Annotated in this window: 22 protein-coding genes; 10 read left to right on the top strand and 12 right to left on the bottom strand. The window is 69.8% G+C overall.

Going from position 1 to position 21,078, the window contains the following annotated elements:
• Nucleotide 1: 1 nt before the first annotated feature.
• Nucleotides 2–910 (bottom strand): ABC transporter permease, encoded by a 909-nt coding sequence (locus tag F9C12_RS31310; RefSeq protein WP_409462755.1) that lies wholly within the window; start codon nucleotides 908–910, stop codon nucleotides 2–4.
• 58 nt (nucleotides 911–968) lie between these two features.
• On the opposite strand from F9C12_RS31310, the gene F9C12_RS31305 reads away from it, so the two are divergent.
• Nucleotides 969–2,297 carry a class I adenylate-forming enzyme family protein gene (locus F9C12_RS31305; protein ID WP_409462754.1) on the top strand — a complete coding sequence of 443 codons (1,329 nt, stop codon included), beginning with the start codon at nucleotides 969–971 and terminating at the stop codon, nucleotides 2,295–2,297.
• Here the strand turns inward: F9C12_RS31305 and F9C12_RS31300 are convergent.
• Both F9C12_RS31300 and F9C12_RS31295 read right to left on the bottom strand, forming a co-directional pair.
• The gene (locus F9C12_RS31300; RefSeq protein WP_409462753.1) at nucleotides 2,287–3,831 is read right to left on the bottom strand and encodes a chloride channel protein; all 1,545 of its coding nucleotides are present in this window, start codon (nucleotides 3,829–3,831) and stop codon (nucleotides 2,287–2,289) included. The genes F9C12_RS31305 and F9C12_RS31300 overlap by 11 nt on opposite strands.
• A 50-nt stretch (nucleotides 3,832–3,881) precedes the next feature.
• Nucleotides 3,882–4,346, bottom strand: a complete 465-nt coding sequence (locus F9C12_RS31295; protein ID WP_409462752.1) for a MarR family winged helix-turn-helix transcriptional regulator — start codon at nucleotides 4,344–4,346, stop codon at nucleotides 3,882–3,884.
• A gap of 224 nt (nucleotides 4,347–4,570) precedes the next feature.
• Between F9C12_RS31295 and F9C12_RS31290 the strand changes: the two genes are divergently transcribed.
• Nucleotides 4,571–5,641: a reverse transcriptase family protein gene (locus tag F9C12_RS31290; protein ID WP_409462751.1), complete on the top strand. Its 1,071-nt coding sequence runs from the start codon at nucleotides 4,571–4,573 to the stop codon at nucleotides 5,639–5,641.
• Here F9C12_RS31290 and F9C12_RS31285 read toward each other — a convergent pair.
• Both F9C12_RS31285 and F9C12_RS31280 read right to left on the bottom strand, forming a co-directional pair.
• Nucleotides 5,630–6,085, bottom strand: a complete 456-nt coding sequence (locus tag F9C12_RS31285; RefSeq protein ID WP_409185342.1) for a hypothetical protein — start codon at nucleotides 6,083–6,085, stop codon at nucleotides 5,630–5,632. The genes F9C12_RS31290 and F9C12_RS31285 overlap by 12 nt on opposite strands.
• Before the next feature lie 1,403 nt (nucleotides 6,086–7,488).
• Complete coding sequence (locus F9C12_RS31280) at nucleotides 7,489–7,683, bottom strand: hypothetical protein (protein WP_409185341.1); 195 nt, start codon at nucleotides 7,681–7,683, stop codon at nucleotides 7,489–7,491.
• A gap of 312 nt (nucleotides 7,684–7,995) precedes the next feature.
• Here F9C12_RS31280 and F9C12_RS31275 point away from each other — a divergent pair, with 312 nt between their 5' ends.
• Entirely contained in the window at nucleotides 7,996–8,934 is a 939-nt protein-coding gene (locus tag F9C12_RS31275; RefSeq protein WP_409467106.1) for an MCE family protein, read from the top strand.
• Here the strand turns inward: F9C12_RS31275 and F9C12_RS31270 are convergent.
• Both F9C12_RS31270 and F9C12_RS31265 read right to left on the bottom strand, forming a co-directional pair.
• Nucleotides 8,924–9,793 (bottom strand): class I SAM-dependent methyltransferase, encoded by an 870-nt coding sequence (locus F9C12_RS31270; RefSeq protein ID WP_409185339.1) that lies wholly within the window; start codon nucleotides 9,791–9,793, stop codon nucleotides 8,924–8,926. The two genes, F9C12_RS31275 and F9C12_RS31270, sit on opposite strands and share 11 nt — an antisense overlap.
• Before the next feature lie 46 nt (nucleotides 9,794–9,839).
• The gene (locus tag F9C12_RS31265; RefSeq protein WP_409462750.1) at nucleotides 9,840–10,259 is read right to left on the bottom strand and encodes a PaaI family thioesterase; all 420 of its coding nucleotides are present in this window, start codon (nucleotides 10,257–10,259) and stop codon (nucleotides 9,840–9,842) included.
• 83 nt (nucleotides 10,260–10,342) lie between these two features.
• Between F9C12_RS31265 and F9C12_RS31260 the strand changes: the two genes are divergently transcribed.
• Nucleotides 10,343–10,762 (top strand): MarR family winged helix-turn-helix transcriptional regulator, encoded by a 420-nt coding sequence (locus F9C12_RS31260; RefSeq protein ID WP_409462749.1) that lies wholly within the window; start codon nucleotides 10,343–10,345, stop codon nucleotides 10,760–10,762.
• A 438-nt stretch (nucleotides 10,763–11,200) separates the two neighbouring features.
• Here F9C12_RS31260 and F9C12_RS31255 read toward each other — a convergent pair whose 3' ends face one another.
• Entirely contained in the window at nucleotides 11,201–12,115 is a 915-nt protein-coding gene (locus tag F9C12_RS31255) for a proteasome assembly chaperone family protein (protein ID WP_409462748.1), read from the bottom strand.
• Between the two features lie 173 nt (nucleotides 12,116–12,288).
• Here F9C12_RS31255 and F9C12_RS31250 point away from each other — a divergent pair, with 173 nt between their 5' ends.
• The 4 genes from F9C12_RS31250 to F9C12_RS31235 all read left to right on the top strand — a co-directional run bounded on the left by F9C12_RS31250 (nucleotide 12,289) and on the right by F9C12_RS31235 (nucleotide 15,663).
• The gene (locus F9C12_RS31250) at nucleotides 12,289–12,801 is read left to right on the top strand and encodes a PH domain-containing protein (RefSeq protein ID WP_409462747.1); all 513 of its coding nucleotides are present in this window, start codon (nucleotides 12,289–12,291) and stop codon (nucleotides 12,799–12,801) included.
• A 74-nt stretch (nucleotides 12,802–12,875) separates the two neighbouring features.
• The gene (locus F9C12_RS31245) at nucleotides 12,876–14,357 is read left to right on the top strand and encodes a PH domain-containing protein (RefSeq protein ID WP_409467105.1); all 1,482 of its coding nucleotides are present in this window, start codon (nucleotides 12,876–12,878) and stop codon (nucleotides 14,355–14,357) included.
• A 33-nt stretch (nucleotides 14,358–14,390) separates the two neighbouring features.
• Nucleotides 14,391–15,146 (top strand): IclR family transcriptional regulator, encoded by a 756-nt coding sequence (locus tag F9C12_RS31240; protein ID WP_409185334.1) that lies wholly within the window; start codon nucleotides 14,391–14,393, stop codon nucleotides 15,144–15,146.
• Nucleotides 15,147–15,162: 16 nt separating this feature from the next.
• Nucleotides 15,163–15,663, top strand: a complete 501-nt coding sequence (locus F9C12_RS31235) for a GNAT family N-acetyltransferase (RefSeq protein ID WP_409462746.1) — start codon at nucleotides 15,163–15,165, stop codon at nucleotides 15,661–15,663.
• 25 nt (nucleotides 15,664–15,688) lie between these two features.
• Here the strand turns inward: F9C12_RS31235 and F9C12_RS31230 are convergent, their stop codons facing one another.
• Entirely contained in the window at nucleotides 15,689–15,982 is a 294-nt protein-coding gene (locus F9C12_RS31230) for a hypothetical protein (RefSeq protein ID WP_409462745.1), read from the bottom strand.
• Between the two features lie 147 nt (nucleotides 15,983–16,129).
• On the opposite strand from F9C12_RS31230, the gene F9C12_RS31225 reads away from it, so the two are divergent.
• Together F9C12_RS31225 and F9C12_RS31220 are read left to right on the top strand one after the other, a co-directional pair.
• Nucleotides 16,130–16,327 carry a hypothetical protein gene (locus F9C12_RS31225; protein ID WP_037715481.1) on the top strand — a complete coding sequence of 66 codons (198 nt, stop codon included), beginning with the start codon at nucleotides 16,130–16,132 and terminating at the stop codon, nucleotides 16,325–16,327.
• A gap of 657 nt (nucleotides 16,328–16,984) precedes the next feature.
• Entirely contained in the window at nucleotides 16,985–17,950 is a 966-nt protein-coding gene (locus F9C12_RS31220; protein ID WP_409462744.1) for an esterase-like activity of phytase family protein, read from the top strand.
• 55 nt (nucleotides 17,951–18,005) lie between these two features.
• Here F9C12_RS31220 and F9C12_RS31215 read toward each other — a convergent pair whose 3' ends face one another.
• From F9C12_RS31215 to F9C12_RS31205, 3 genes are all read right to left on the bottom strand, one after another.
• Nucleotides 18,006–19,277: an aspartate aminotransferase family protein gene (locus F9C12_RS31215; protein WP_409462743.1), complete on the bottom strand. Its 1,272-nt coding sequence runs from the start codon at nucleotides 19,275–19,277 to the stop codon at nucleotides 18,006–18,008.
• Nucleotides 19,278–19,346: 69 nt separating this feature from the next.
• The gene (locus tag F9C12_RS31210) at nucleotides 19,347–19,622 is read right to left on the bottom strand and encodes a hypothetical protein (RefSeq protein WP_409185329.1); all 276 of its coding nucleotides are present in this window, start codon (nucleotides 19,620–19,622) and stop codon (nucleotides 19,347–19,349) included.
• A 13-nt stretch (nucleotides 19,623–19,635) separates the two neighbouring features.
• Complete coding sequence (locus tag F9C12_RS31205) at nucleotides 19,636–20,964, bottom strand: MFS transporter (protein WP_409462742.1); 1,329 nt, start codon at nucleotides 20,962–20,964, stop codon at nucleotides 19,636–19,638.
• Between the last annotated feature and the right edge of the window lie 114 nt (nucleotides 20,965–21,078).

Raw genomic sequence — 21,078 nt, 5'->3', positions numbered from 1 at the left:
GTTAAACCCAGTACGCGACCCGAGCCCGGTAATTGCGCAGCACCAGCATCGCCAGCGACCAGCCGACCACGGTCACCGCGCCCGCGACGAGCCAATGCGTCCAGCTTTGCTGCTGACCGACCAGCGGCGCGCGCACGATCTCGACGAAGTGGTACACCGGGTTGAGCTGCAGCAGATTCACCGCGAGGGAGCCGAATCCTTCGTGCGAGCCCTGATTCATCACCCGCACCTGGTCCATCGACCACATGATCGGCGTCGCGTAGAAGAGCATCGTGATGAAACTCTGGATCACCGGCGGAATGTCGCGGAACCGGGTGGACACCACGCCGAACAGCAGCACCACCCACGCGCCGTTCAGCATGACCAGCATCAGCGCGGGCACGGCGAGCAGCATTCCCCAGCCCAGCCCGGGATGCAGCAGCGCGCCGTCCTTGTCCACCAAGCGGTACGGCTGCGAGAGCTTGCCGAAGAAGATCGCCAGCACCACCACGTACACGACGAGGTTGTGCGCCAGGTACAACGCCTGCCGCCACACCGTGCGCAGCGCGTACACCGACACCGGGGCCGGCAGCTGTTTGATCATCCCCTCGTTCGCGATGAACGTTTCCGAGCCTTCAACGATGCAGCCGTTCATGAAGTTCCACAGGATGAGCCCGGTGGTGATGCTCGGCAGCAAGGTCGAGATGGAACTGCCGAACAGCGCGGAGTTCACCACGCCCAGCGCGAGCGCGGTGACCGCCATCCCGACGGTGATCCACAACGGCCCCAGCGACGAGCGCCGGTAGCGCTGCTTGATGTCCTGCCAGGCGAGCAATGCCCACAGTTCCCGGGCGCGCAGCCCGGCCTGCAGGTCGGCGAGGGCTCTGCGCCAGCTTTTCGAGGCCGCGTCGATCGCGGGCGGAGCGGTCATGACAGCGAACCTAGCCGCGATCGCCGTTCTCGGCCAACACACGACTACGGTGTGCCGGGTGAGCTTTTTCCTGTCCCGCGTCCTTTCCGCGCTCCGCGACGGCGGCGACACCGTGCTGTTCCACCACGACGACACCGCCATGACGTACCGCGCGGCGGCAGAACTGCTGTCCCGGCTGTACGGCGGGCTCTCCGAGGTGCGCGGCAGGGTGGCGATCGACGCCGCCAACCGGCCGGAAGTGGTGCTCGCCCAGCTTGCCGCGCAGCTGCGCGGGCTGGAAGTCGTGCTCATCGCGGCGTCCGCGAGCCGTCCGGCGCGAGCGGCGACGCTGGCGGCCACCGGGGCGACCTTGCTCACCGACGCCGAACTCGACCAGCTCGCCGCCGCGCGTCCGTCCACTCCGGACACCCTGCCGGACCGGGTCACGGCCATTTTCCCCAGCGGTGGCACCACCGGGACCCCGAAACTCATCCGGCACAGCGGAATTTACGACGGCGTCGCCCATATCTTCCAGCCGGACGGCACCAAAACCGCCCTCGTCACCGCGCCGCTCACGCACATGACCGGCAACGCCGCCGTGCTAGGTGCGCTCTGCTGCGGCAACACTGTGGTACTGCACCGAGAGTTCGACGCCGAGCGCGTTCTCGCCGATATCGAGCGGCATCGCATCACGACGCTTTCCCTTACCCCGCCCCGGCTCGCCGCAGTGCTCGACCATCCGAAACTGTCCACTACGGACGTATCCAGCGTGCAACAGCTTTCCCTCGGCGCCGCACCGCTGCCGCCCCGCCGGTTGGCCGAGGCGCTGCGGGTGTTCGGCCCGGTCGTCGGACAGGGTTACGGGCTTACCGAAGCGCCGATGATCGCCAGTATCTCAGCGGACGAAGTCCTTGCCCGGCCGGAACTTCTCGGCTCGGTCGGCCGCATCGTGCCCGGCATGGAAGCCCGCATCGACGACGGTGAAGTACTCGTCCGCGGACTGTCCATGATGGACGGATACCAGGACCAGCCGCCGATCGGCGACGGCTGGCTGCGCACCGGCGACCTCGGCCGCTTCGACGAAGACGGCTACCTGTATCTGGAAGACCGGATCGACGACGTCATCGTGACCGGCGAGCACGGCACGAAGGTCTCCTCGACCACAGTTGAGCACGCACTTCTCAGCCACCCCAAGGTAACGGCCGCCGCGGTAGTCCCCGCGCCAAGTCCGGACGGAGCCCTTCTGCACGCCGTGGTGGTCGCCGAAAACACCACCGCCGACGAACTGCGCGATCAGGTCCGCGCGGAACTCGGCGGCGAGCACTTCGTACCGTCCACTGTGGAGTTCAGGAAAGAACTGCCGTTGACCCCAGTGGGCAAAGTGGACAAACAGCGGCTCAAGCGCTGACCGACCGGCCCAGCAACCGTTCCCGGTGATGCTCCTCGTGCAGGTCCCGCCGCCGGGCGTGCAGCAACTGCGCCAGCGTCACCTTGCCGAGCACCCGCGAAGGATCGTGCCGGTCAACCACCAGCGCCTGCGTGGTGTGCCCGAGCGCCAGTTCGTTCGCGACGTCGCGCAAGGTGTCGTCCGCGTACACGACGACATCAGCCGACATCTGCACATCCGGCTGGTGCGTCATCACTTCATGCACGAAGAACGTCTCAAGTGGATCAGTCGTGTACTCGCGAGTGAGGTGCAGGCGTCGCCGCGCGATCTTCTCCGTGAGCACCGAACGCTTGAGCAGCAACACCGAAAGCCCGTACGCCGAGAACGACGCGACGACGAGCGGCAGCAAGTAACTCCACGCGTGGGTCAGCTCCAAAGTGAACACAATGCCGGTGAACGGCGACCGCATCACGCCGCCGACCACCGCGGCCAGCCCGCACGTCGCCCAGAAACCGGGCGCGACGTGGGGCAGCAACCCGCCCTCCGCGGCGCCCAGCGCGGCACCGATCATGAACACCGGCGCCAGCACGCCTCCCGAAGTCCCGGATCCCAGCGAAAGCGCCCAGATCAGCGTTTTCACGACCAGGATCCCGACGATCAGCGACGCGGTCGCGTGCCCGGTGAGCAGCGCGTCGATCACGTCGTAACCGACGCCCAGCGCGTGCGGTTCGAGCAGGCCGCCGACGCCGATCACGAGACCGCCGATCGCGGGCCACCACATCCAGTGCACGGGCAGCCGCCCGAACAAATCCTCGGCGAAGTAGACGAGCGCGGTCGCGCCGATCGCCAGCAACCCGCCGGTCAGGCCGGGGACGAGGGCGAGACCGTCGGCGGCCGGACCGGGGTTGGCCCCGGTGAACGGGACTCCGAAGACCGGACCGGTGCCGAGCAGGAACCCGCGGCACACCGTCGCGACCGACACCGCCGCGGCCACCGGCACAAGACTGCGCGGCCGCCATTCGAAGAGCAGCAACTCCACGGCCAGCAGGACAGACGCGAGCGGCGCGTTGAACGTCGCCGCCATCCCGCCCGCGGCACCGGCCACGAGCAGCGTCTTGCGTTCATCCGCGGACAGTTTCAGCAGCTGCGCGAGGATCGAACCGACCGCGCCGCCGGTCATGATGATCGGTCCCTCGGCGCCGAACGGACCGCCGGTGCCGATGCTGACCGCCGCCGACACCGGTTTCAGCACCGCGACGCGCGGGGCCACGCGGCTGCCGCCGGTGAGGATCGCTTCGATCGCCTCCGGCATGCCGTGGCCGCGGATCTTCTCCGAGCCGTAGCGCGCCATCACGCCGATCACGAGACCGCCGACGACCGGCGCGAGCAGCACCAGCCACCACGGATGCTGCTGCGCGCCCGGCGCGACGAGGTCCGTGGCGACGCGCTGGTAGAAGACCAGGTTGGTGATCAAGCCGATGAGTTTGAGCAGTGCGAACGCCGCCACCGCCGCCGCGCCGCCCACTGGCAGTGCGATCGCGGTGATCAGCAGCATCCGCGGATTGACTGCGAAGTCGCCGAGGTGCGCGGCCCGCGCCGGAGCCTTCACAGCCGACCCGGCCCCGCCGTGGGCACGCCCGGTGCCGATTCCGCCGCCGCGACCAGCTCGCGGACCGCCGCGGAGACCGCCTGCTGCCGCGCGGCCGGCACTTCCGCCAGCAGCTCGGACAGCGCGCGCTGCCGCCGGCCGACGACCCCGGCGACGACCTCGCGTCCGGCAGCGGTGACCTCGATCGTCACCACAGTGCGGCGGTGCGCGTCCTCGCCGCGCACGACATACCCGTGCGCCTCGAGCTTGTCGGCCAGCCGCGTCACCGAGGACGCGTTCACGCCCATCGCCTCGGCGAGCCGCGAACACGGCACGCGGCCCAGGCTGTCGAGCACCACCAGCAACCGCACCTGCGGGAAGGTGACGCCGCGCGGGGCGGCGTGCGCGCTGTCCCAGGCCACGGCCACGAGCACGCGAGTCAGCCGCTCGAGCGCGGCCGCGTCGTCCGGCAAACCTTGCATAGTGCAAAAGTTGCTATAGCCAAGGCTCTGGGTCAAGGGTGGGCTCGGTCACCGGGTCCTCCCCCGGCCGGTTTTGTCGGTGCTCGTGGCTAGGGTGGGAATCGGCGACGCGGAGGTGAGCCGGTGGAGGACCACCCACTCCGGGGCAACCCCGGGGAGCAGCACGACACGTACCCACAGCGCCCCGCGCAGCGGCGGCACGCTCCGCGTGCGAGACAGCGCGGATGAACGGAGAACGAGTCGCCTCCGCGTCGCTGCTCGAACCGATGCCGGTGTGGCGCTGGCCGGTCGCCCGGTGGACCACGTTCGGCGAATGCGCCGCCGCCCTCGACCTCACACCCGGCGAGCTGACCTGGTTCGCCGATGAAGGCGGCTGGCACCGGCGGTCCCGGCCAGTGCTGCGGCATTACTGCTACCGCTGGATTCCGACGACCAGCGGCGGCGCACGGCTGATCGAACGGCCGAAACCCCGGCTGGCCGAACTGCAGCGCCGGGTCCGCCGGCACGTGCTCGACGCGCTCCCGGTCCACGAGGCCGCGCACGGTTTCCGCCGCGGCCGTTCGATCCACACCTGCGCCCGCCCGCACGCCGGACAGGACGTGGTGGTGCGGCTCGATCTGGCCGGTTTCTTCCCGACGGTCTCCGCGTCCCGCGTGCGCTCGCTGCTCGACCTGGCCGGCTATCCGAAGGCCGTCGCCGCCGCCCTCGCCGGAATCCTCACCACCCGCACCCCGGTCGACGTCCTGCGCTCCGCCCCGGCGCGCTCGAGGATGCTGAACCACCTCGCCGGCACGCATCTGCCGCAAGGCGCGCCGTCGTCGCCCTCGGTGGCGAACGCCGTCACCCACCATCTGGACCGCAGGCTCTCCGGCCTCGCCGCCGTGCTGGGCGCGAACTACACCCGCTACGCCGACGACCTGGCCTTCTCCGGCGACGCGAGCCTTTCGCTGCACCGCCTGCTGCCAGGCGTCCGGCGGATCGTGACCGACGAGGGCTTCCGGCTGCGCGACGACAAGACGTCGGTCAAACCGGCCTACCGGCAGCAACGCGTCGCGGGCCTGGTGGTGAACGCCGCGCCGGCGGCCGCCCGCTCCGAGTACGACGAGTTGCGGGCCGTGCTGCACAACTGCGTCCGCACCGGCCCGGCGGCGCAGAACCGCGCCGGGCACCCGGATTTCCGCGCGCACCTGCTGGGCCGGATCGCGTGGATCAGCGCCACGAACGAGACCCGCGGCGCGAAATTGCGTGCGCTGTTCGCCCGGATCGAGTGGCCTTCCGGCGATTCAGACGGATAACAGGCTGAGATTCCGCTCCATCTCGGCCCACCATCCGGCCGCCGGAACATCGCGCGGCTGAATCAACGAGGCTTTGACCAGAATGTCCGGCCGGTTTTCTCGCCAAGCGTAGGAAAAAAGCTCGTCGTAATGCGCGCGCGGCAGCCATCCCTGTTCCCGGCCCGCTTCCAATCGCATGAGCTGCCGAGCGAGATCCACACTGCTTCGCTCACAACTGCGAAACGCACGAGAAAATCGCTGCACGGCCGCGGCGTCGCCCTGCCGAACCGCCTGGCAGGCAAGGAAAAGCGCGGTCACGGCGAGCACGTCCGACCGGTGCACCCCGCCCTCCGCCGCCAGATGTTCGGCTAGCTGAAAACTGCGCTTCCGCCGTCCCCGACGCACCATTTCCGCCAGCGCTCGCTGCTGCCGAATGAGATATTCGTCTTCCCGCAGGTACTGCACAGCGTTTCCTCCCCTGCGCCTGGTCCCGCCCCAGGCCGCTTCCCGGTACAGGATGCTCCACCAGGGTGACGGATACGTCGGCGACACTCAGCCGTTCGGAGCAAAATATCACCCAGGGGCATCGACAGTACCCGACCGCGCAAGTTCGGGAATTCTTGCAGTGCCTCAGGAATCACCCCTTGCGGCGGGTTGGCAGGAGCCTTGCGGAGCGAGACGGTTTCCGTACCGATTTCGCGGTTCGATGTGGATTGCCTGCGCGGGAACGAGAGTTGCTGCGGAATCCGCATTGCGGTGCCGACTGACCCCAGTGGACACCCGGTGCCGAACGAAGGCGTCAGTCGCGAATCGCTTTCATACCAAGGGGTTCTGCGACTCAAGCGGAGCGCGCCTCCGGCCGGTCGGCGCTGCGAACGCGTGAGACAGGGCCGTTTCCCGGTTTGATTTTCGGCCGCGATTTCACCCGTTCGGCGTAATCAGCAGCGTGGGCCCGATGCGATGGGTTGCTCTCCGACGAGCGCGGACGGCTCGATGCCGCAAGCGGGCAGCCGGGAAGAGGGCTGCGGTGCAGGACTTGGTTGCCCAGAAGGTTCGACGTATGGCCGGGCAGGCCCAGCGCGCAGCCAGCCCGTCAGCCCAAGCCAAACTGGCCAGCCGTCACCTCTGGCCACGACGCGGGTTCCCCGTCCGCCGGAGCCGAAACCTCGCACTGCTCACCAACGGCCCGGCCGCCCAGCAGCCGAGCCATCCGCAGGAACCGAACCGCCACGCCAAACGACCTCGCCACCCCGCAACTGAGCCGCCCGCAGGAGCCGAACCCCCGCAAACCACGCCCAACGGCCTGGCCATCGAGCAGCCGAACCACCCGCCGGAACCAAAACCCCCACGTCAAACGACCGGGCCACCCCGCAGCCGAACCGTCCGCAAAAACCGAAACCCCACAACCCACGCCAAACGGCCTAGCCGCCCAGCAGCCAAGCCATCCGCCGGAACCAAACCGCCACACCAAACGACCTGGCCACCCCGCAACTGAGCCGCCCGCAGGAGCCGAACCCCCAACCCACGCCAAACGGCCTCACCGCCGAGCAGCCGAACCACCCACCGGAACCAAAACCCCCACGCCAACGGCCCGTGGCCGGGAGGCGGCGCAATCGGCAATCAGGTCACCGATGGTTTCCGGCCACCCCGCAGCCAAGCAGCCAAGCCGCCAGCCAGAACCCCACACCAAACGGCCCGGCCACCCAGCAGCCGAGCCGTCCAGCCCGTTATCGCTCAAGCCGCACCCGCCCAGCCCTCCCCAGGGCCAGGCCGGTGCCCACCTGACTCATCCGCGACCGGTCCGCACCCTGGTCACGGCGTGTTCTTCCCCCGAACGCCTGGAAACACCCCGGCGGAACCGAAGCGCCTCAGGCGACCTCGGTCCGGCTGCCGCCCGGGGCGTGCAGCCCCAGCATGTCCAGCAGCAGGGCGCATTCCTGCGCGTCCTTGGCCTGGGACGCGACGGCCAGTGCCGCCTTGCGCCGGCGTTCCTCCTGCCGGGCCGCGTCCGTGTCGTCCACGAGGTCTGGCGCCGGGTGCAATCCGGTGGTCAGGTCTCGCATGGTCGCTCCTCCCCGATCGGCGTGGGCGCGGGTTTTCCGCGCTCGCTGCACACCCCTTCAACGGCCGAGCCGCACCGGATGTTCCGATGACTCCGGTCACGTCGGCCAGCCAGGCCAGAATGGCACACGACGCGGACCTCCGGTGCGAAGCCGGGAAACCGGGCGGGCGCAGGGCGGGAGCCCCCATCGTCCTAAGTGGACACGCCGGAAAAGGGCCCATTCGGGTGGCGTGGGTGGCCTCACCCGGCTGGGCGAGCCACTATCCACGCTGTGCCTGCCGCCCGGCGCCCCGTGCGCACCGCTCTCGTCGGGATGACCGTGCTCGTTCTCGGCGTCCTCACCGCGCTTCAGGCGCCGAATCTGCCGATTCTCGGCGACGGCACCGCGTATGCCGCGGAGTTCAGCGAAGCAGCAGGGCTCCAAACCGGCAACGACGTCCGGATCGCGGGGGTGAAAGTCGGCCGGGTGTCGGAGGTTTCGCTCGACGGCGCGTCCGTCCGGGTGTCCTTCCGCGTGTCGGGCGCGTGGCTCGGGGACCGGACGTCCGCGTCGATCCGGATCAAGACGTTGCTGGGCCAGAAATATCTCGCGCTCGATCCGGTCGGCACCGGGTCGCTGGATCCGGGCACGCCGATCCCGCGCGACCGGACCACCGTTCCGTATGACGTGCTCCCCGCGTTCCGGCAGCTGGCCACGACCGTCGACGCCATCGACACCACCCGGCTGGCGCAGAGCTTCCGCGCCATTTCCGACACGTTCGCGCACACCCCGGTCGACGTCCGCGCCACGCTGACCGGACTGTCGCGGCTGTCCGATTCCCTCTCCGCGCGCGACGCGAAACTGGCTCACCTTCTGGCTCAAGCACGCACGATCTCCGCCACGCTCGCCGACCGCGACGCCCAGCTGACCCGGCTTCTCACCGACGGCAACCAGCTGCTGGACGAGGTGCGGAAACGCGAATCCGCCATTCACTCGCTGCTCGCCGGCACCCGTCGGCTGAGCAGCGAGGTGTCCGGGCTCGTCACCGACAACGACCGCGAACTCGGCCCCGTGCTCACCCAGCTCGACCGGCTCACCGCGTTGCTCGAACGCAATCGCGCGTCGCTCGCGGACGGAATCCGGCAGCTGGCCCCGCTCGTCCGCTTCGCCGCGAATCTCACCGGCAACGGCCGCTGGATCGACGGCTACCTGTGCGGCCTGCTGCCCCCCTCGATCGGGCCGCTCAACGAGGACGGCTGCTTCACTCCATGAGCCCCGGGCCGCCGGTGATCCGCACGGTGACCTGGTTGTCGTTGTAGGTGTAGGCCTCGTAGGCGAATTCGACGCCGGTCTTCTCCACGTGCTCGGTCCACGCCCGGTACTCGTGCCGTTTCCAGCCGGGGAAGTTGAAGAACTCGTCGAAGTGCACGATGCTGCCGACGCGCAGCCGCGGTCCGACGTTGTCCAGCACGGTCTTCGCGGAGCTGTAGAGATCGCCGTCGACGTGCACGAAATCGACCGGCCCCGGGTGTTTCTCCAGGAACCCGGGCAGGGTGTCGGAGAACAGGCCGACGACGAGTTCGGCTCCCGGCACGTCGGGCAGGTCGTCGCGGGCGAAGGCGCCGGCGGGCATGCCGTTGAGCCACGCCTCGGGCAGGCCGTCGAACGAATCGAAGCCGTACACCTCGGTCGCGTCGCGCGCGGCCGTGATGGTGCGCAGGGTGTTGCCGGTGGCGACGCCGAATTCCAGCGCCATCCCGCCGGTGGGCGCGAGGGAAAGCGCGTACTCCAGCGTTTCCTTCGGGCTGCCGAAATGCCGTGCCCCGATCAGGTTTTCGCGCGCGAAGACGTTGCTCTCGAGCGCCGCGTCCTGGTCGCCGGCGTACACGATGTCGCGGCGGCTGCGGATCTCGAACTCGACCACGCGGTCCAGCAGGCGGTCCCCCTGCCGGATGACCTCGGACCGCAGTTCCTCGCGCGTCCGCTCCAGTTCCGCGCGCAGTTCGGCGAGCTGGCCGGCGTGCGGATCGTGCAGGCGGGCCGCGGCCCGGCGCAGCACCAGGCCGGCCTTCCGGCGCAGCGCAGGGCCCAAAGTCCTTGTCGTCAGCCGATCTTGGCTTTCCTGGTTCATCCCGGGACGATAGCCGACAACCGGACCCGGTCCCGCACTGCCCGGTTTACCCGGGAGTAGCCGTCCGCCGGACCACCGCGGACCCCTGCGCGGCCGCGCACAACGTCGAGTTCCCCTCTCCGTCCACTGTGTACAGATCACAGCGGCAGGTGGCCCGCGACCGGCTCGCTTGGACGACCGTCGCCTCCGCGCGCAGGAGCATCCCGTCGGCGGGCACGAGGTAGTCGATGGAGAAGCCGCTCGTCAGCAATTGCGGCCCCAGCACGGTTCCGGCGGCGAAAGTGAGCGCGTTGTCCGCGGCGTAGGCGAGGACACCCCCGTGCAGGTAGCCGTTCTGCTGCCGGAGATCGTCGCGGACGTCCAGCGCCAGCACCGCGCGGCCGGCGCCGAACTCCTCGACCCGCGCGCCGAGCAGGACGCTGAACGGTTGCGCGGCGAGTCCGGCTCTCGCGAAGTCTATGTCCATTTTCAGGCCTCACTTCAGTAGTGAAGTACTTCAGTAGTGAAGTGAGGATGGCGGCGAGAAGAGAAGACTGTCAAGATCCCCGCATGGCCGCCGACGAACGACTTTTCTTCCTGCTGCAGAGCGCGGCACACCGCCTGCGCGTCGAGGGCGACCGCCGCTGCCTCGCCGCGGGCGGCGTGACGACCGCACAGCTGGGCGCACTGCTGGCGGTGCACGACCAGCCGGGACTCACCCAGCGCGAACTGGCCACCGAACTGGGCCAACGCGAATCGGCGATCACCGCGATGACGGGACGATTGATCGAGGCGGGGCTGATCGTCCGCCGGCCGCATCCCGAACAGCACCGGGCACTGGTGCTGGACCTGACTCCGGAGGGAAACGCGACGATCGCCCGGCTGCGACCGGTGATCGAGTCGTTCAACCGCGAACTGCACGCACTGCTCGGCGACGCGTTCGGGCCGACGAGCCAGGCACTGCAGTATCTGGCCGGCTGGCCGGGGTGAGGACGCCGAGATGCCGCGCGCCGGGACGAAACGGGCAGTCTTCCGGACCGGCCAGGCTCTTCCAGCTCCTGGTCAGGACCGGGAGCCGGGCGTTCCGTGCGGCCAGACGCACGGTGAACTGTCCCCGATGGTGAGCCGCCCGGTTTCAGCCCCCGCGATCGCTCCTTGCAGGCTCATCACGTAGCCGTCGCGTCGCGCGTTCGCGAAAGCGTTAGGGGCCTACCCGGGTGTCCGCCCGGCAGCGGACGGGCTAGCTTCTGCAGAGATGTCATCCACCACACTCGCCCCCGCTGCTTTCCGGCAACGTGCGGGCCGCACCATGGCCAGGGTGGCGATCATGGCGGCTCGGCTTTGGTGGGCCTGGCAGACGGTTCGGTCCGCGGGCGTTGCCTACCTCTCGGCTCAGCGCTTCCCCTCGGCTCAGCCTTACCTCTCCGCTCAGCGTTCGGAGCCCTCCCCGCCCTGTTCGGCGAGGAATCGTTCGAACTGCGAGCCCAGTTCGTCCGCCGTCGGCATGTGTTCCTGCGATTCGGCGAGCAGGCTGTGCCCGGACGCTTCGGCGAACGTGTCGTACTGACGTTCCAGCGCGCGCACCACGTCGGCGGATTCCTCGGATTCCGCGACCTGGCGGTCGATTTCCGCCTTGGCCACTTCGGCCGCGGTGCGGAGTTCGCCGTCGGGCAGGCGCAGGCCGGTGGCCTTGCCGATCGACTCGAGGATCGTCAGCGCGGCGGCCGGGTAGGTCGACTGCGCCAGGTAGTGCGGCACGTGCGCGGCGAAGCCCATCGCGTCGTGGCCCCATTCGCCGAAGCGGTACTCCAGCATCGCGGCGGCGCTGCCCGGGACCTGCATGCGGTTCGGCAGCGGCTGGTGCTCGCCGATCAGGTGCTCGCGGGTCGCGTGCGCGGTGACGCCGAGCGGGCGCGTGTGCGGGGCTCCCATCGGAATTCCGTGGTAGCCCACGGTGAGCCGGACGCCCCAGCGTTCCACCAGCTGGCGCACGGCGGCCGCGAACAGCTCCCATTCGCGGTCCGGCTCGGGGCCGGACAGCAGCAGGAACGGGATGCCGTCCTGGTCGTGCAGCAGGCGCACGACCAGTTCGGGGGTCTCGTACTCCTCCCAGTGGTCGACCGCGTAGATCATCGCCGGGCGGCGCGACCGGTAGTCGATGAGCCGGTCGACGTCGAACCGGGCGACGATCCGGTTCTCGACCTCGCCGGTGAGGTGGTCGGTGACCAGCTGGCCTGCCGAACCCGCGTCCATGAATCCCTCGAAGAAGTGGAGGAGCACAGCTCCGTCCAGGTCAGGGACGTCCGAGTCCACCTCGTACAGTTCCTCGGGATCGAGTCCCACCGGATCCTCCTGCTGCTCGCTTGCACGGACGTACGCGGTACAACGCGGCCCGACTGCGATTCCATCCCGCGCGCGGCGAAAATAGTAACGCCCCGCACTTGCCAGCACCCCGGATCGGGGCATCGTGACACTTGTCGTGGGCACCGTCCCCTACGGTCGGGCACTCTGAGCAGGTGAACACCGAGAAATCCACCACGCTTGAACTCCGGCTGCGCCCGCCCGAACACCGGGTGAGCCGCCGGGCGATCGGCCACTGGGCGGCATCGGCGGGGGCCGGCTGGCTGCTCGTGCTCGCGGTGCAGGCGGTGGTGGTCGCGACCGCGGAGGACCCGCCGTCGTGGCTCACCGTGACACTGCTGCTCTCCTGTGTGCTGGCCCCGCTTCACCTGCTCGTCATGCCGCAGTGGCGCTATCGCGTGCACCGCTGGGAGGTCACCGGTGAGGCTGTCTACACCCAGTCCGGCTGGCTGAAGCAGGAGTGGCGGATCGCGCCGATCTCGCGGATCCAGACGGTGGACGTCGAACGCGGACCGCTGGAGCAGCTGTTCGGGCTGGCCCGGCTCACCGTCACCACCGCGTCGGCCGCTGGCCCGCTGCGTGTCTCGGGGCTCGATCGCGAGGTCGCGGTCGCGCTGGCCGACGAGCTGACCCGCACCACGCAGGCGGTTCGAGGGGACGCGACGTGAACGCCACCGCACCCTCCCCGCCGGTCTCCGCGGAAGGCGCCGGCGAGGCGGCCTGGCATCGCCTCGACCGCCGGATGTTGCTGATCCGCCCGGTTCTCGACCTGGTGAAGTCGCTGCCGGTGCTCGTCGGCGCGCTGGTGCTCGGCCACGGAAACCACTGGCAGTGGATCGGTCTCGCGGCCACCGCGGTGACGATCGGCGTCGGCGTTTCGCACTGTCTCACCTCTCGCTACCGCGTCACCGCGACCCAGCTCGAATGGCACACCGGGTTGCTGCTGCGCAAGCAACGCGCGATTCCGCTCGATCGAATCCGTACCGTAGACGTGCTTTCGGAACCGAAACATCGGCTTTTCTCGCTTTCCGCGGTAAGAATCGGTACCGGACGGCACGACCACGGAAAAGGGCCGGGCAAGGACCAGCTGGTGCTCGACGCGGTCACCCGCGCCGAAGCCCAGCGGCTGCGCACCCTGTTGCTGCACCGGACCCCGGCGGAAACGCGAGCGGCGCGACCGGCGGAGTCGCTCGTCGCCGAGGTCGACAAGCGCTGGGTGCGGTACGCGCCGTTCACCTTGTCCGGGCTCGCGGTGGTTGCCGCGATTCTCGGCACCGTCTACCACTTCGCGCACGAACTGCGTTTCGATCCGACGAGTTTCGGGCCGGTCCGCGACCTCACCGCCCGCGCGCTCGAACAACCGGTGTGGCTCACCGTAGTGCTGGCGGCGGCCGGACTTCTCGTGCTGGTGTCGGTGCTGTCGGTCGGCGGATACGTGTTGTCGTTCTGGAACTTCCGGCTCACCCGCGAACCGGGCGGCACGCTGCACATCCGGCGCGGGCTGATCACGACGCGGTCGGTGTCGATCGAGGAAGACCGGTTGCGCGGCGTCGAGATCAAGGAACCGTTGCCGTTGCGGATGGTCGGCGGCGCGAAATGCGTCGCGGTCGCTGCCGGACTGCGCGAGGGCAAGGGTGCGGACCGCGGCGGCGGCCTGCTGCTGCCGCCCGCTCCGGCCGGGAAAGCCCGGGAGATCGCGAGCGAGGTGCTCGGCGAGGACTTCGCGAATGTCCCCCTCGTACGGCATTCCCGGCGCGCGCTGACCCGCCGGATCACCCGTGCCGTCTTCGCCGTGCTGGCGCTGTCGGCCGCGCTGTTCGGCCTGGCCCGGCTCGACGTGCTGCCGGAATGGCCGTGGCGGGCCGCGCTCGTGCTGCTGCCGTTCGCCGTCCTGGTCGGCTTCGACCGGTACCGCTCGCTCGGCCACGCGATCACCGGCCGGTACCTCGTGACCCGTTCCGGGTCGCTGGCCAGGGCGACGGTCGCCGTCCGGCGCGACCGGCTCACCGGGATCGTCGTGCACCAGTCGCTGTTCCAGCGGCGGGCCGGGCTGGTCACCGTCACCGCGCCGGTCGCCGCCGGTCGCGGGCACTACCGCGTGCTGGACGTCGAGGAAGGCGCCGGGCTCGCGCTCGCCGACGCGGCGGTCCCCGGATTGCTGACCCCGTTTATCGCCGCGGGCGGAAAAACCCCGACCTGTGGTAATTTACCGGCGCGTTCGTGACTGAATTCGGTGAACTCGCGAAGGGGTTTCAGGATGTCTGAACCCGGGCTCCGTCGCACGGCCGGCGCCAACAGTTCCCGGAAAGTGCTCCAGCTGCTGTTGTCGTTCACCGAACAGCGCTGGGAGGCCAGCGTGGCGGAGCTCGCCGAAGCGATCGGCAGCCCGGTCGCCACTACCTACCGCTACGTGCAGTTGCTGAAGGAACTGCAGCTGCTCGAAGAATCCCGGTCCGGCCGCTACCACGTCACCAGCCGCGTCATGCCGCTCGCGCGGGCCGCCCGGCTCGCGAACGACCTGGCCAGGGTGGCGCTGCCGGTGATGGAGGAGGCGGTGCGCGAACTCGGCGAGACCGTCCTGCTGTTCCAGCACTTCGGCGACGTCGCGGTGTGCAGCGACCGGGTGGAATGCGACCGGCCGATGCGGTTCACGTTCCAGCCCGGGCATTCGATCCCGCTCGGCGTCGGCGCGACCGGGAAGATGCTGCTCGCCCTGCTGCCCGACGGCGAACGCGAACGCCAGGTCGCCCGGATTTCCCGGGAACGCGGGGCCGAGGTGCGCGACGACCTCAAGCTCGCGCTGGCCAACCGCTACGTGCAGAGCTGGGGCGAGATCGAGGACGGCGTGTGGTGCTGTTCGGTGCCGGTCGACGTCAACCGGCACCGCCCGAGCGTGCTGACCTTCGTCGGACCGGCCACCCGCATCGGCGACGCGGAGCGCGAACGGGCCATCACGGCGTTGCGCGCTTACGCGGAGCAGATCGGAAAAGCGATTTCCGAGTACTCCATGTAGCCGTAAAATCGGGGCAGTGATCCGTCTCGCCGCCCCTGCCGATCTTCCTGCCCTGCCCGACCTCGAACGTGCCGCCGGAGAACCGTTCCGGGCCCTCGGCATGCCCGAGATCGCCGACGACGCACCGCCTTCGGTCGCGGACCTCGCGGTGTTCCAGTCGGCGGGCCGGTGCTGGGTCTGGGACGACGACGGGACGATCGCGGCGTACGTGCTCGCCGAGGAGGTCGACGGTTTCGGCCACGTGGAACAGGTTTCGCTGCTGCCGAGCCACGCGCGCCGCGGATTGGGGCGCGCGCTGATCGAGACGGTCGGCGCGTGGGCCGTGGAGCGCGGGCTGTCCGGGCTGACGCTGACCACGTTCGCCGAGGTGCCGTGGAACGCGCCCTACTACGAACGGCTCGGGTTCCGCGTGCTGGCCGACGAGGAGCAGGGTCCCGCGCTGCGGGAGATCCGGCGAGCGGAGATCGCGCGCGGACTGGACCGGTGGCCGCGGGTGGCGATGGTGCGGGCGCGGTGAGAACTTCCTTGTGGCACAAGGAGTTTCACCCGGCGCGGCCTAGGCTTCGAAGGCCCGCTTTTTCCAGCGAGGCCGCGATCTGTTTCAGATCCGCGGACGTGAGATTCGCGGTGCAGCAGTCGGCGAGGTAGCGGTCGTACTGCTCGATGGCCCGCTGGTAGGCGATGCCTTGCTCACGGAGGCGGAAAACCAGCGACTTCGCCTTGCGGACGACCTCGTTGCCGACACCCGCGGCGCCGACGAGCCCGCAGGCTTCCGCGACCCCGATCTTGAACCTGAGCGGTTTCCTGGCTCGAGTTCCGGGTGCTGACTGCGCCATGAAACGCTCCGGGTCGCTCGGGAGGGGGACCTGGATTGCCGAGCGAATCGAACACGTGTTCTACTGGTTGAGCCGGCCCCGGAGGGGGAAGCTCCGCGGGCCGGCACCCAGGCAAACCCGTCCTTCGATCGATGTTCAGGAGGCAGTGTGGCGGTCAAGATCACCCACCTCGCCAGTGGTCAGCAGGTCCGCTTCGCGAACGCGGACGGCGCCCGCCGCTATGCCGAGATCATGGGCGGCGGCGTGGACAAATGGCGGTTCACGATCGTCCCCGGGGACAGCGGGGCTCCCGGGATGCCCGCGGCGGTCGTCAACGTGCCGGTGTGGCGGACCGTCGCCCGGTGAGGGATTCACGGCGCGCGGCGGCGGTCTCTTGGCGGCCACCCGCCTGGTGACCGCCGCACGGCGACCGCCGCACCGGCAGCTGGCAACCGATGGCCGCCGCCGGACGACCGGCACCCGAGCACCGTCGCCGCACGAACGCCACCCCACCGCCGCCGCGAGACGGCCGCCGCCCAATCGCCGCCGCGAAACGGCCGCCACCCATCGCCGCTGCACGAACGCCACCCCATCGCCGCCGCCGCACGAACGCCACCCCACCGCCGCCGAGAAACCGCCGCCGCCCCATCGCCGCCGCCGCACGAACGCCACCCATCGCCGCCGCGAAACGGCCGCCGCCCCAACGCCGCCGGACGACCGGCATGCGGTCGCGGTCGTCCGAGGTCCGTCTGCCCGTTGACAGCACGGCAATCGGCCCGCCGGGAAACCGCCGTGCCGGTCATCGGGACAACGTCACCTGCTGTTTGTTGCTTACCGGCCGCGCATTGTGCTCCACTGTCGATCACCCACTGCTGTAAGTCCCGCGACGCGGGACCGCCGCTTGTCAGCAGCGACCACCTCGGCACGGCCCGCGTCCGTGCCCGACGGACAGAAGGAGCGGCTCCTTTGCTTGCGCACCAGCGTGGAACACATCGTCGTGGAAAAATCCGGGGCATCGTCGCGTTGTCGGTGCTCGCGCTCGCGGTCGGGGCCGGTGCGGCCCACGCGGCGCCGGCGGCCACTCCGAAGGCCACGGCGTGGCCCGGCGGGTCGAAGGTGGCCATCGCCGACGACTCCGGGGTTTTCGGCAGCAACCTCAGCGGCGTCTCGTACGAATCGCCCACCGTGCTGTGGGCGGTGAAGAACGGCCCGAGCACCCTGTACCGGCTCGTCCAGGACGGCAAGAAGTGGCGGCCCGACACCGCCAACGGCTGGGCCAAGGGCAAGCCCATGCACTACTCCGACGGCAGCGGCGACCCGGACGCCGAAGGGGTCGTCTTCACCCCGGACGGCGTCTTCACCGCCACCGAGCGCGACAACGACGACGGCGACACGAGCAAGCCCGCCGTGCTCCGGTACGCGACCTCCGGAACGAGCAAATCCCTGAAAGCGACCGGGGAATGGGACCTCACCTCGGATCTGCCGTCGGTCGAGCCCAACAAGGGTCTCGAGGCCATCGCCTGGGTCCCGGACTCGGCGCTCACCGCGCACAAATTCCGGGACGAGCACACGAAAGCCGCGTACAACCCGGCGAACTACCCGAACCACGGGACCGGGCTGTACTTCGTCGGGCTCGAGGACAACGGGAAGGTCTACGCGTACGCGCTCGACCAGTCCGGCGGCAAGTACACGCGCGTCGCGTCCTTCGACAGCGGATTCCCGGCGGTGATGGACCTCGAGTACGAACCGTCGACCGGCCACCTGTGGGCCGAATGCGACAACACCTGCAAGGGCCGCACCACCACGCTCGACGTCAACTCCTCCGGCGCGTTCGCGGTCACCGCGCAGTACGACCGCCCGTCCGGAATGTCGAACTACAACAACGAGGGTTTCGCGATCTCGCCGACCTGCGCGAACGGGACCAAGCAGGTCGTGTGGTCCGACGACGACGACCACGCGCTCCGCACCGGGACGCTGACCTGTAAGTAGTCCTCCGCGGACACCCCGCGGCGGCACCGGAAACCCGGTGCCGCCGCGGGTGTCGTCAGTTCTTCAGCAGCCGGTCCAGCGCCCGCGGAACGGCCGCGGCCAGCAGGTCCAGCTCGGCTTCTTCGGCGACCAGCGGCGGCGACACCGCCATCCCCTTGCCGAGCGCACGCACGATCACGCCCTCCTCGAGCAGGAACTTGTGCAGCCGTCCGGGCGCGCCCGGGTCCGCGGCCAGCAGGTCCGGCGCGAGTTCCACCGCCGCCAGGAATCCCAGCCCGGCCCGGACTTCCGCCACCGCCGGATGCCCGACGGCCCCGGAAAGCGCGTCCGCGAGCGGCTTCTCCAGCAACTTGCCGCGCGGGATGATGTCGTCGCGTTCGTAGATGTCCAGCGTCGCGTTCGCCGCGGCGCAGGCGACCGGGTGCCCGGCGTACGTCGCGCCGTGGCGCAGGATCGGCGCGCCCGGGCGGCCGGTGAAGAACGGCTCCGCCACGTGCGGCGCGACCAGCAGCACGCCCAGCGGGATGGTCCCGCTCGTCACGCCCTTCGCCGTGGTCACCAGGTCCGGCTGCACGGACCAGCGGTCGATGCCGTACCAGGTGCCGAGCCGGCCCCACGCGCAGATCACGCAGTCCGCGACGAACAGCACCTCGTGCTTGCGGCAGATCGCCGCCACTTCCTCGAGGTACCCCTCCGGCGGCAGCAGCACGCCGCCCGCGCCGATGACCGGTTCGCAGAAGAACGCGGCCACCCGCTCCGGACCGACGCGGAGGATTTCCTCCTCCAGCGCCGCCGCGTTGTCGTAGGGCACCTGCGAGAAATCCGCAGCCGGCGGACCCCAGCCCTCCGCGTTCGCCGGGATCCCGGCCGCGGCGGTGCCGAATCCGTGCGTGCCGTGGTAGCCCTGGGTCCGGCTGATCACGTGGGTCTTGTCCGGGCGTCCAGTGTGGACGAAGTAGGACCGGGCGATCTTCACCGCGGTGTCCACCATGTCGCCGCCGCCCGAGCCGAGGAACACCTTCGACCCCGGCACCGGCGCCAGCTCCGACAGCCGCGACGCCAGCTTCAGCGCGGGTTCGTTCGCGACGCCGCCGAACAGGTTGTACGCGTCGAGCTTCTCCAACTGCTCGGTGACCGCGCGAGTGATCTCGGGACGGCCGTGGCCGAGGTTCGAGTACCACAGCGACGCGGAGGCGTCGAAGTAACGACGGCCCGCGTCGTCCCAGACATAGGACCCCTCGCCGCGGGTCACCACGAACCGGTTCCCGTCGACCGCGCCCATGTCCGCGAACGGGTGCCACAGCGGGTTCGGCTGCTGGTCCGGCATTGCTCCTCCTCGGGGTCGGCTCAACCGGCCGGCGCCGCGGGGAGCGGCGACCGGCCGCCGCCGCCCTTTCTACCCGCCCGGCCGGGGATCGGCGAACCGCGACCCCTCGACGCGCGCCATCGCGGAACTCCGCAGTCCAGGGTTCCGATGGCGCTGTCCCCGGCCGGGCAGACCGGACGCGGGCCGCCGCGCCGGACGGCGGCACGCCAGCTCGCCCTTGTACAGCTCGGCGGTGCGGACCAGATCGGCGTAGGCCTCGACGTGCATCCGGTTGATGGCGTCGTGCGCGTCCCGGGCGGCCGCGTCGAGCCACGCGCAGTAGTCGCTTCGGGTCTGGGTCCGCATCGCGCGCCCCCGCTCAGACGTTTTCGACGGTGGTTGCCGGTGCGTTCGCGGGCGCGGAACTGAGCGACGCGCCCTTCCGGTCCTTGACGAAGAAGCTGGTGACCAGGCCGATCACGGTCATCACGGCGAGGTAGCCGCCGACCGCGTAGACGGTGCCGGTGTTGGTCTGCAGAGTTTCGGCGATGGTCGGCGCGAACGCCCCGCCGAGCACCGCACCGATCGCGTACGAGATCGCCGCGCCGCTGTAGCGGACCGTCGTCGGGTACATCTCCGCGTACAGCGCCGACTGCGGGCCGTAGGTGAACCCGAGCCCGACCGAGAACAACACCAGCGAGAGCACAAGCAGCCCGACGCTTCCCGTGTTGACCAGGGCGAAGAACGGGAACATCCAGACCAGCTGCAGCACGAACCCGACCTGGTAGGTGCGCACGCGCCCGATCCGGTCGGCGAGCCAGCCGCCGACGAGCGTGCTCAGCAGCCAGGCGACGGCGGAGATCATCACCGCGATCAGCACCGTCGAACGGTCCAGGTGCAGCGATTTGGTCGCGTACGACTGCACGTATCCGCCGGTGGTCATGTAGCCGACGGCGTTGTTGGCCGCGAACAGCAGCGCGCCCGCGATGACGAGCTTCCAGTGGTGCCGGAACAACTGCACCAGCGGCATGCTCGATCGGGCCTTCTTCTCGCGGACCTCCTCGAACACCGGGCTTTCCGCGACCCGCGACCGGATCATCAGTCCGGCCACGATCAGCACCACGCTGAGCAGGAACGGGATCCGCCAGCCCCAGGCCAGGAACTGCTCCGGGGAGGTGAGCGCGGTGACCAGCGCGAGGACGCCGTTGGCCAGCAGCAGCCCGATCGGGACGCCGATCTGCGGGAACGCGCCGTACAGCCCGCGCCGCTGGGCGGGCGCGTGCTCGACCGCGAGCAGTGCCGCGCCGCCCCATTCGCCGCCCGCGGAAAGCCCCTGCACGATGCGCAGCAGCACCAGGATGATCGGGGCCCACACGCCGATCGACGCGGTGTTCGGCACCAGGCCGATCAGCACCGTCGAAATCCCCATCAGCAGCAGGGTGAGGATCAGCATCGCGCGCCTGCCGAGCCGGTCGCCGAGATGCCCGGCGATCACCGCGCCGACCGGGCGGAAGAAGAAGCTGATGCCGACCGTCGCGAACGACACGATCAGCGCGTCCTTGCCGAGCACCGCGAAATACTGCGTCGCGAAGACCAGTCCGGCGCAGATCGCGTAGATGAAGAAGTCGAACCATTCGATAGTCGTGCCGACCATCGCCGCCAGCACGACGCGGCGGTGTTCTCTGCTGATCCCGGTCGTGCGCGGCATCGCGCCTCCCCTGCTGACAGTGCTTCAGGCCGTGGCAGATCGTATATAATCAGTCGCCATCCCGACAAGCCTCAATGCGGTAACTGACCAGGCCGTTTGTCTACAGTGGTCGGA

It is taken from the genome of Amycolatopsis sp. GA6-003 (assembly GCF_046267895.1).
In the GTDB taxonomy this organism is placed as follows: domain Bacteria; phylum Actinomycetota; class Actinomycetes; order Mycobacteriales; family Pseudonocardiaceae; genus Amycolatopsis.
Note: the sequence above shows the minus strand (reverse complement) of the source record. Positions and strands in the feature narration are given on the sequence as shown.

Bases quoted from the DNA above. Each gene is read 5' to 3' on its own strand.
- F9C12_RS31310 (WP_409462755.1), bottom strand. From the start codon at position 910: ATGACCGCTCCGCCCGCGATCGACGCGGCCTCGAAAAGCTGGCGCAGA.
- F9C12_RS31300 (WP_409462753.1), bottom strand. From the start codon at position 3,831: ATGCTGCTGATCACCGCGATCGCACTGCCAGTGGGCGGCGCGGCGGCG.
- F9C12_RS31295 (WP_409462752.1), bottom strand. From the start codon at position 4,346: ATGCAAGGTTTGCCGGACGACGCGGCCGCGCTCGAGCGGCTGACTCGC.
- F9C12_RS31290 (WP_409462751.1), top strand. From the start codon at position 4,571: ATGAACGGAGAACGAGTCGCCTCCGCGTCGCTGCTCGAACCGATGCCG.
- F9C12_RS31280 (WP_409185341.1), bottom strand. From the start codon at position 7,683: ATGCGAGACCTGACCACCGGATTGCACCCGGCGCCAGACCTCGTGGAC.
- F9C12_RS31275 (WP_409467106.1), top strand. From the start codon at position 7,996: ATGACCGTGCTCGTTCTCGGCGTCCTCACCGCGCTTCAGGCGCCGAAT.
- F9C12_RS31270 (WP_409185339.1), bottom strand. From the start codon at position 9,793: ATGAACCAGGAAAGCCAAGATCGGCTGACGACAAGGACTTTGGGCCCT.
- F9C12_RS31265 (WP_409462750.1), bottom strand. From the start codon at position 10,259: ATGGACATAGACTTCGCGAGAGCCGGACTCGCCGCGCAACCGTTCAGC.
- F9C12_RS31260 (WP_409462749.1), top strand. From the start codon at position 10,343: ATGGCCGCCGACGAACGACTTTTCTTCCTGCTGCAGAGCGCGGCACAC.
- F9C12_RS31245 (WP_409467105.1), top strand. From the start codon at position 12,876: ATGTTGCTGATCCGCCCGGTTCTCGACCTGGTGAAGTCGCTGCCGGTG.
- F9C12_RS31240 (WP_409185334.1), top strand. From the start codon at position 14,391: ATGTCTGAACCCGGGCTCCGTCGCACGGCCGGCGCCAACAGTTCCCGG.
- F9C12_RS31230 (WP_409462745.1), bottom strand. From the start codon at position 15,982: ATGGCGCAGTCAGCACCCGGAACTCGAGCCAGGAAACCGCTCAGGTTC.
- F9C12_RS31215 (WP_409462743.1), bottom strand. From the start codon at position 19,277: ATGCCGGACCAGCAGCCGAACCCGCTGTGGCACCCGTTCGCGGACATG.
- F9C12_RS31210 (WP_409185329.1), bottom strand. From the start codon at position 19,622: ATGCGGACCCAGACCCGAAGCGACTACTGCGCGTGGCTCGACGCGGCC.
- F9C12_RS31205 (WP_409462742.1), bottom strand. From the start codon at position 20,964: ATGCCGCGCACGACCGGGATCAGCAGAGAACACCGCCGCGTCGTGCTG.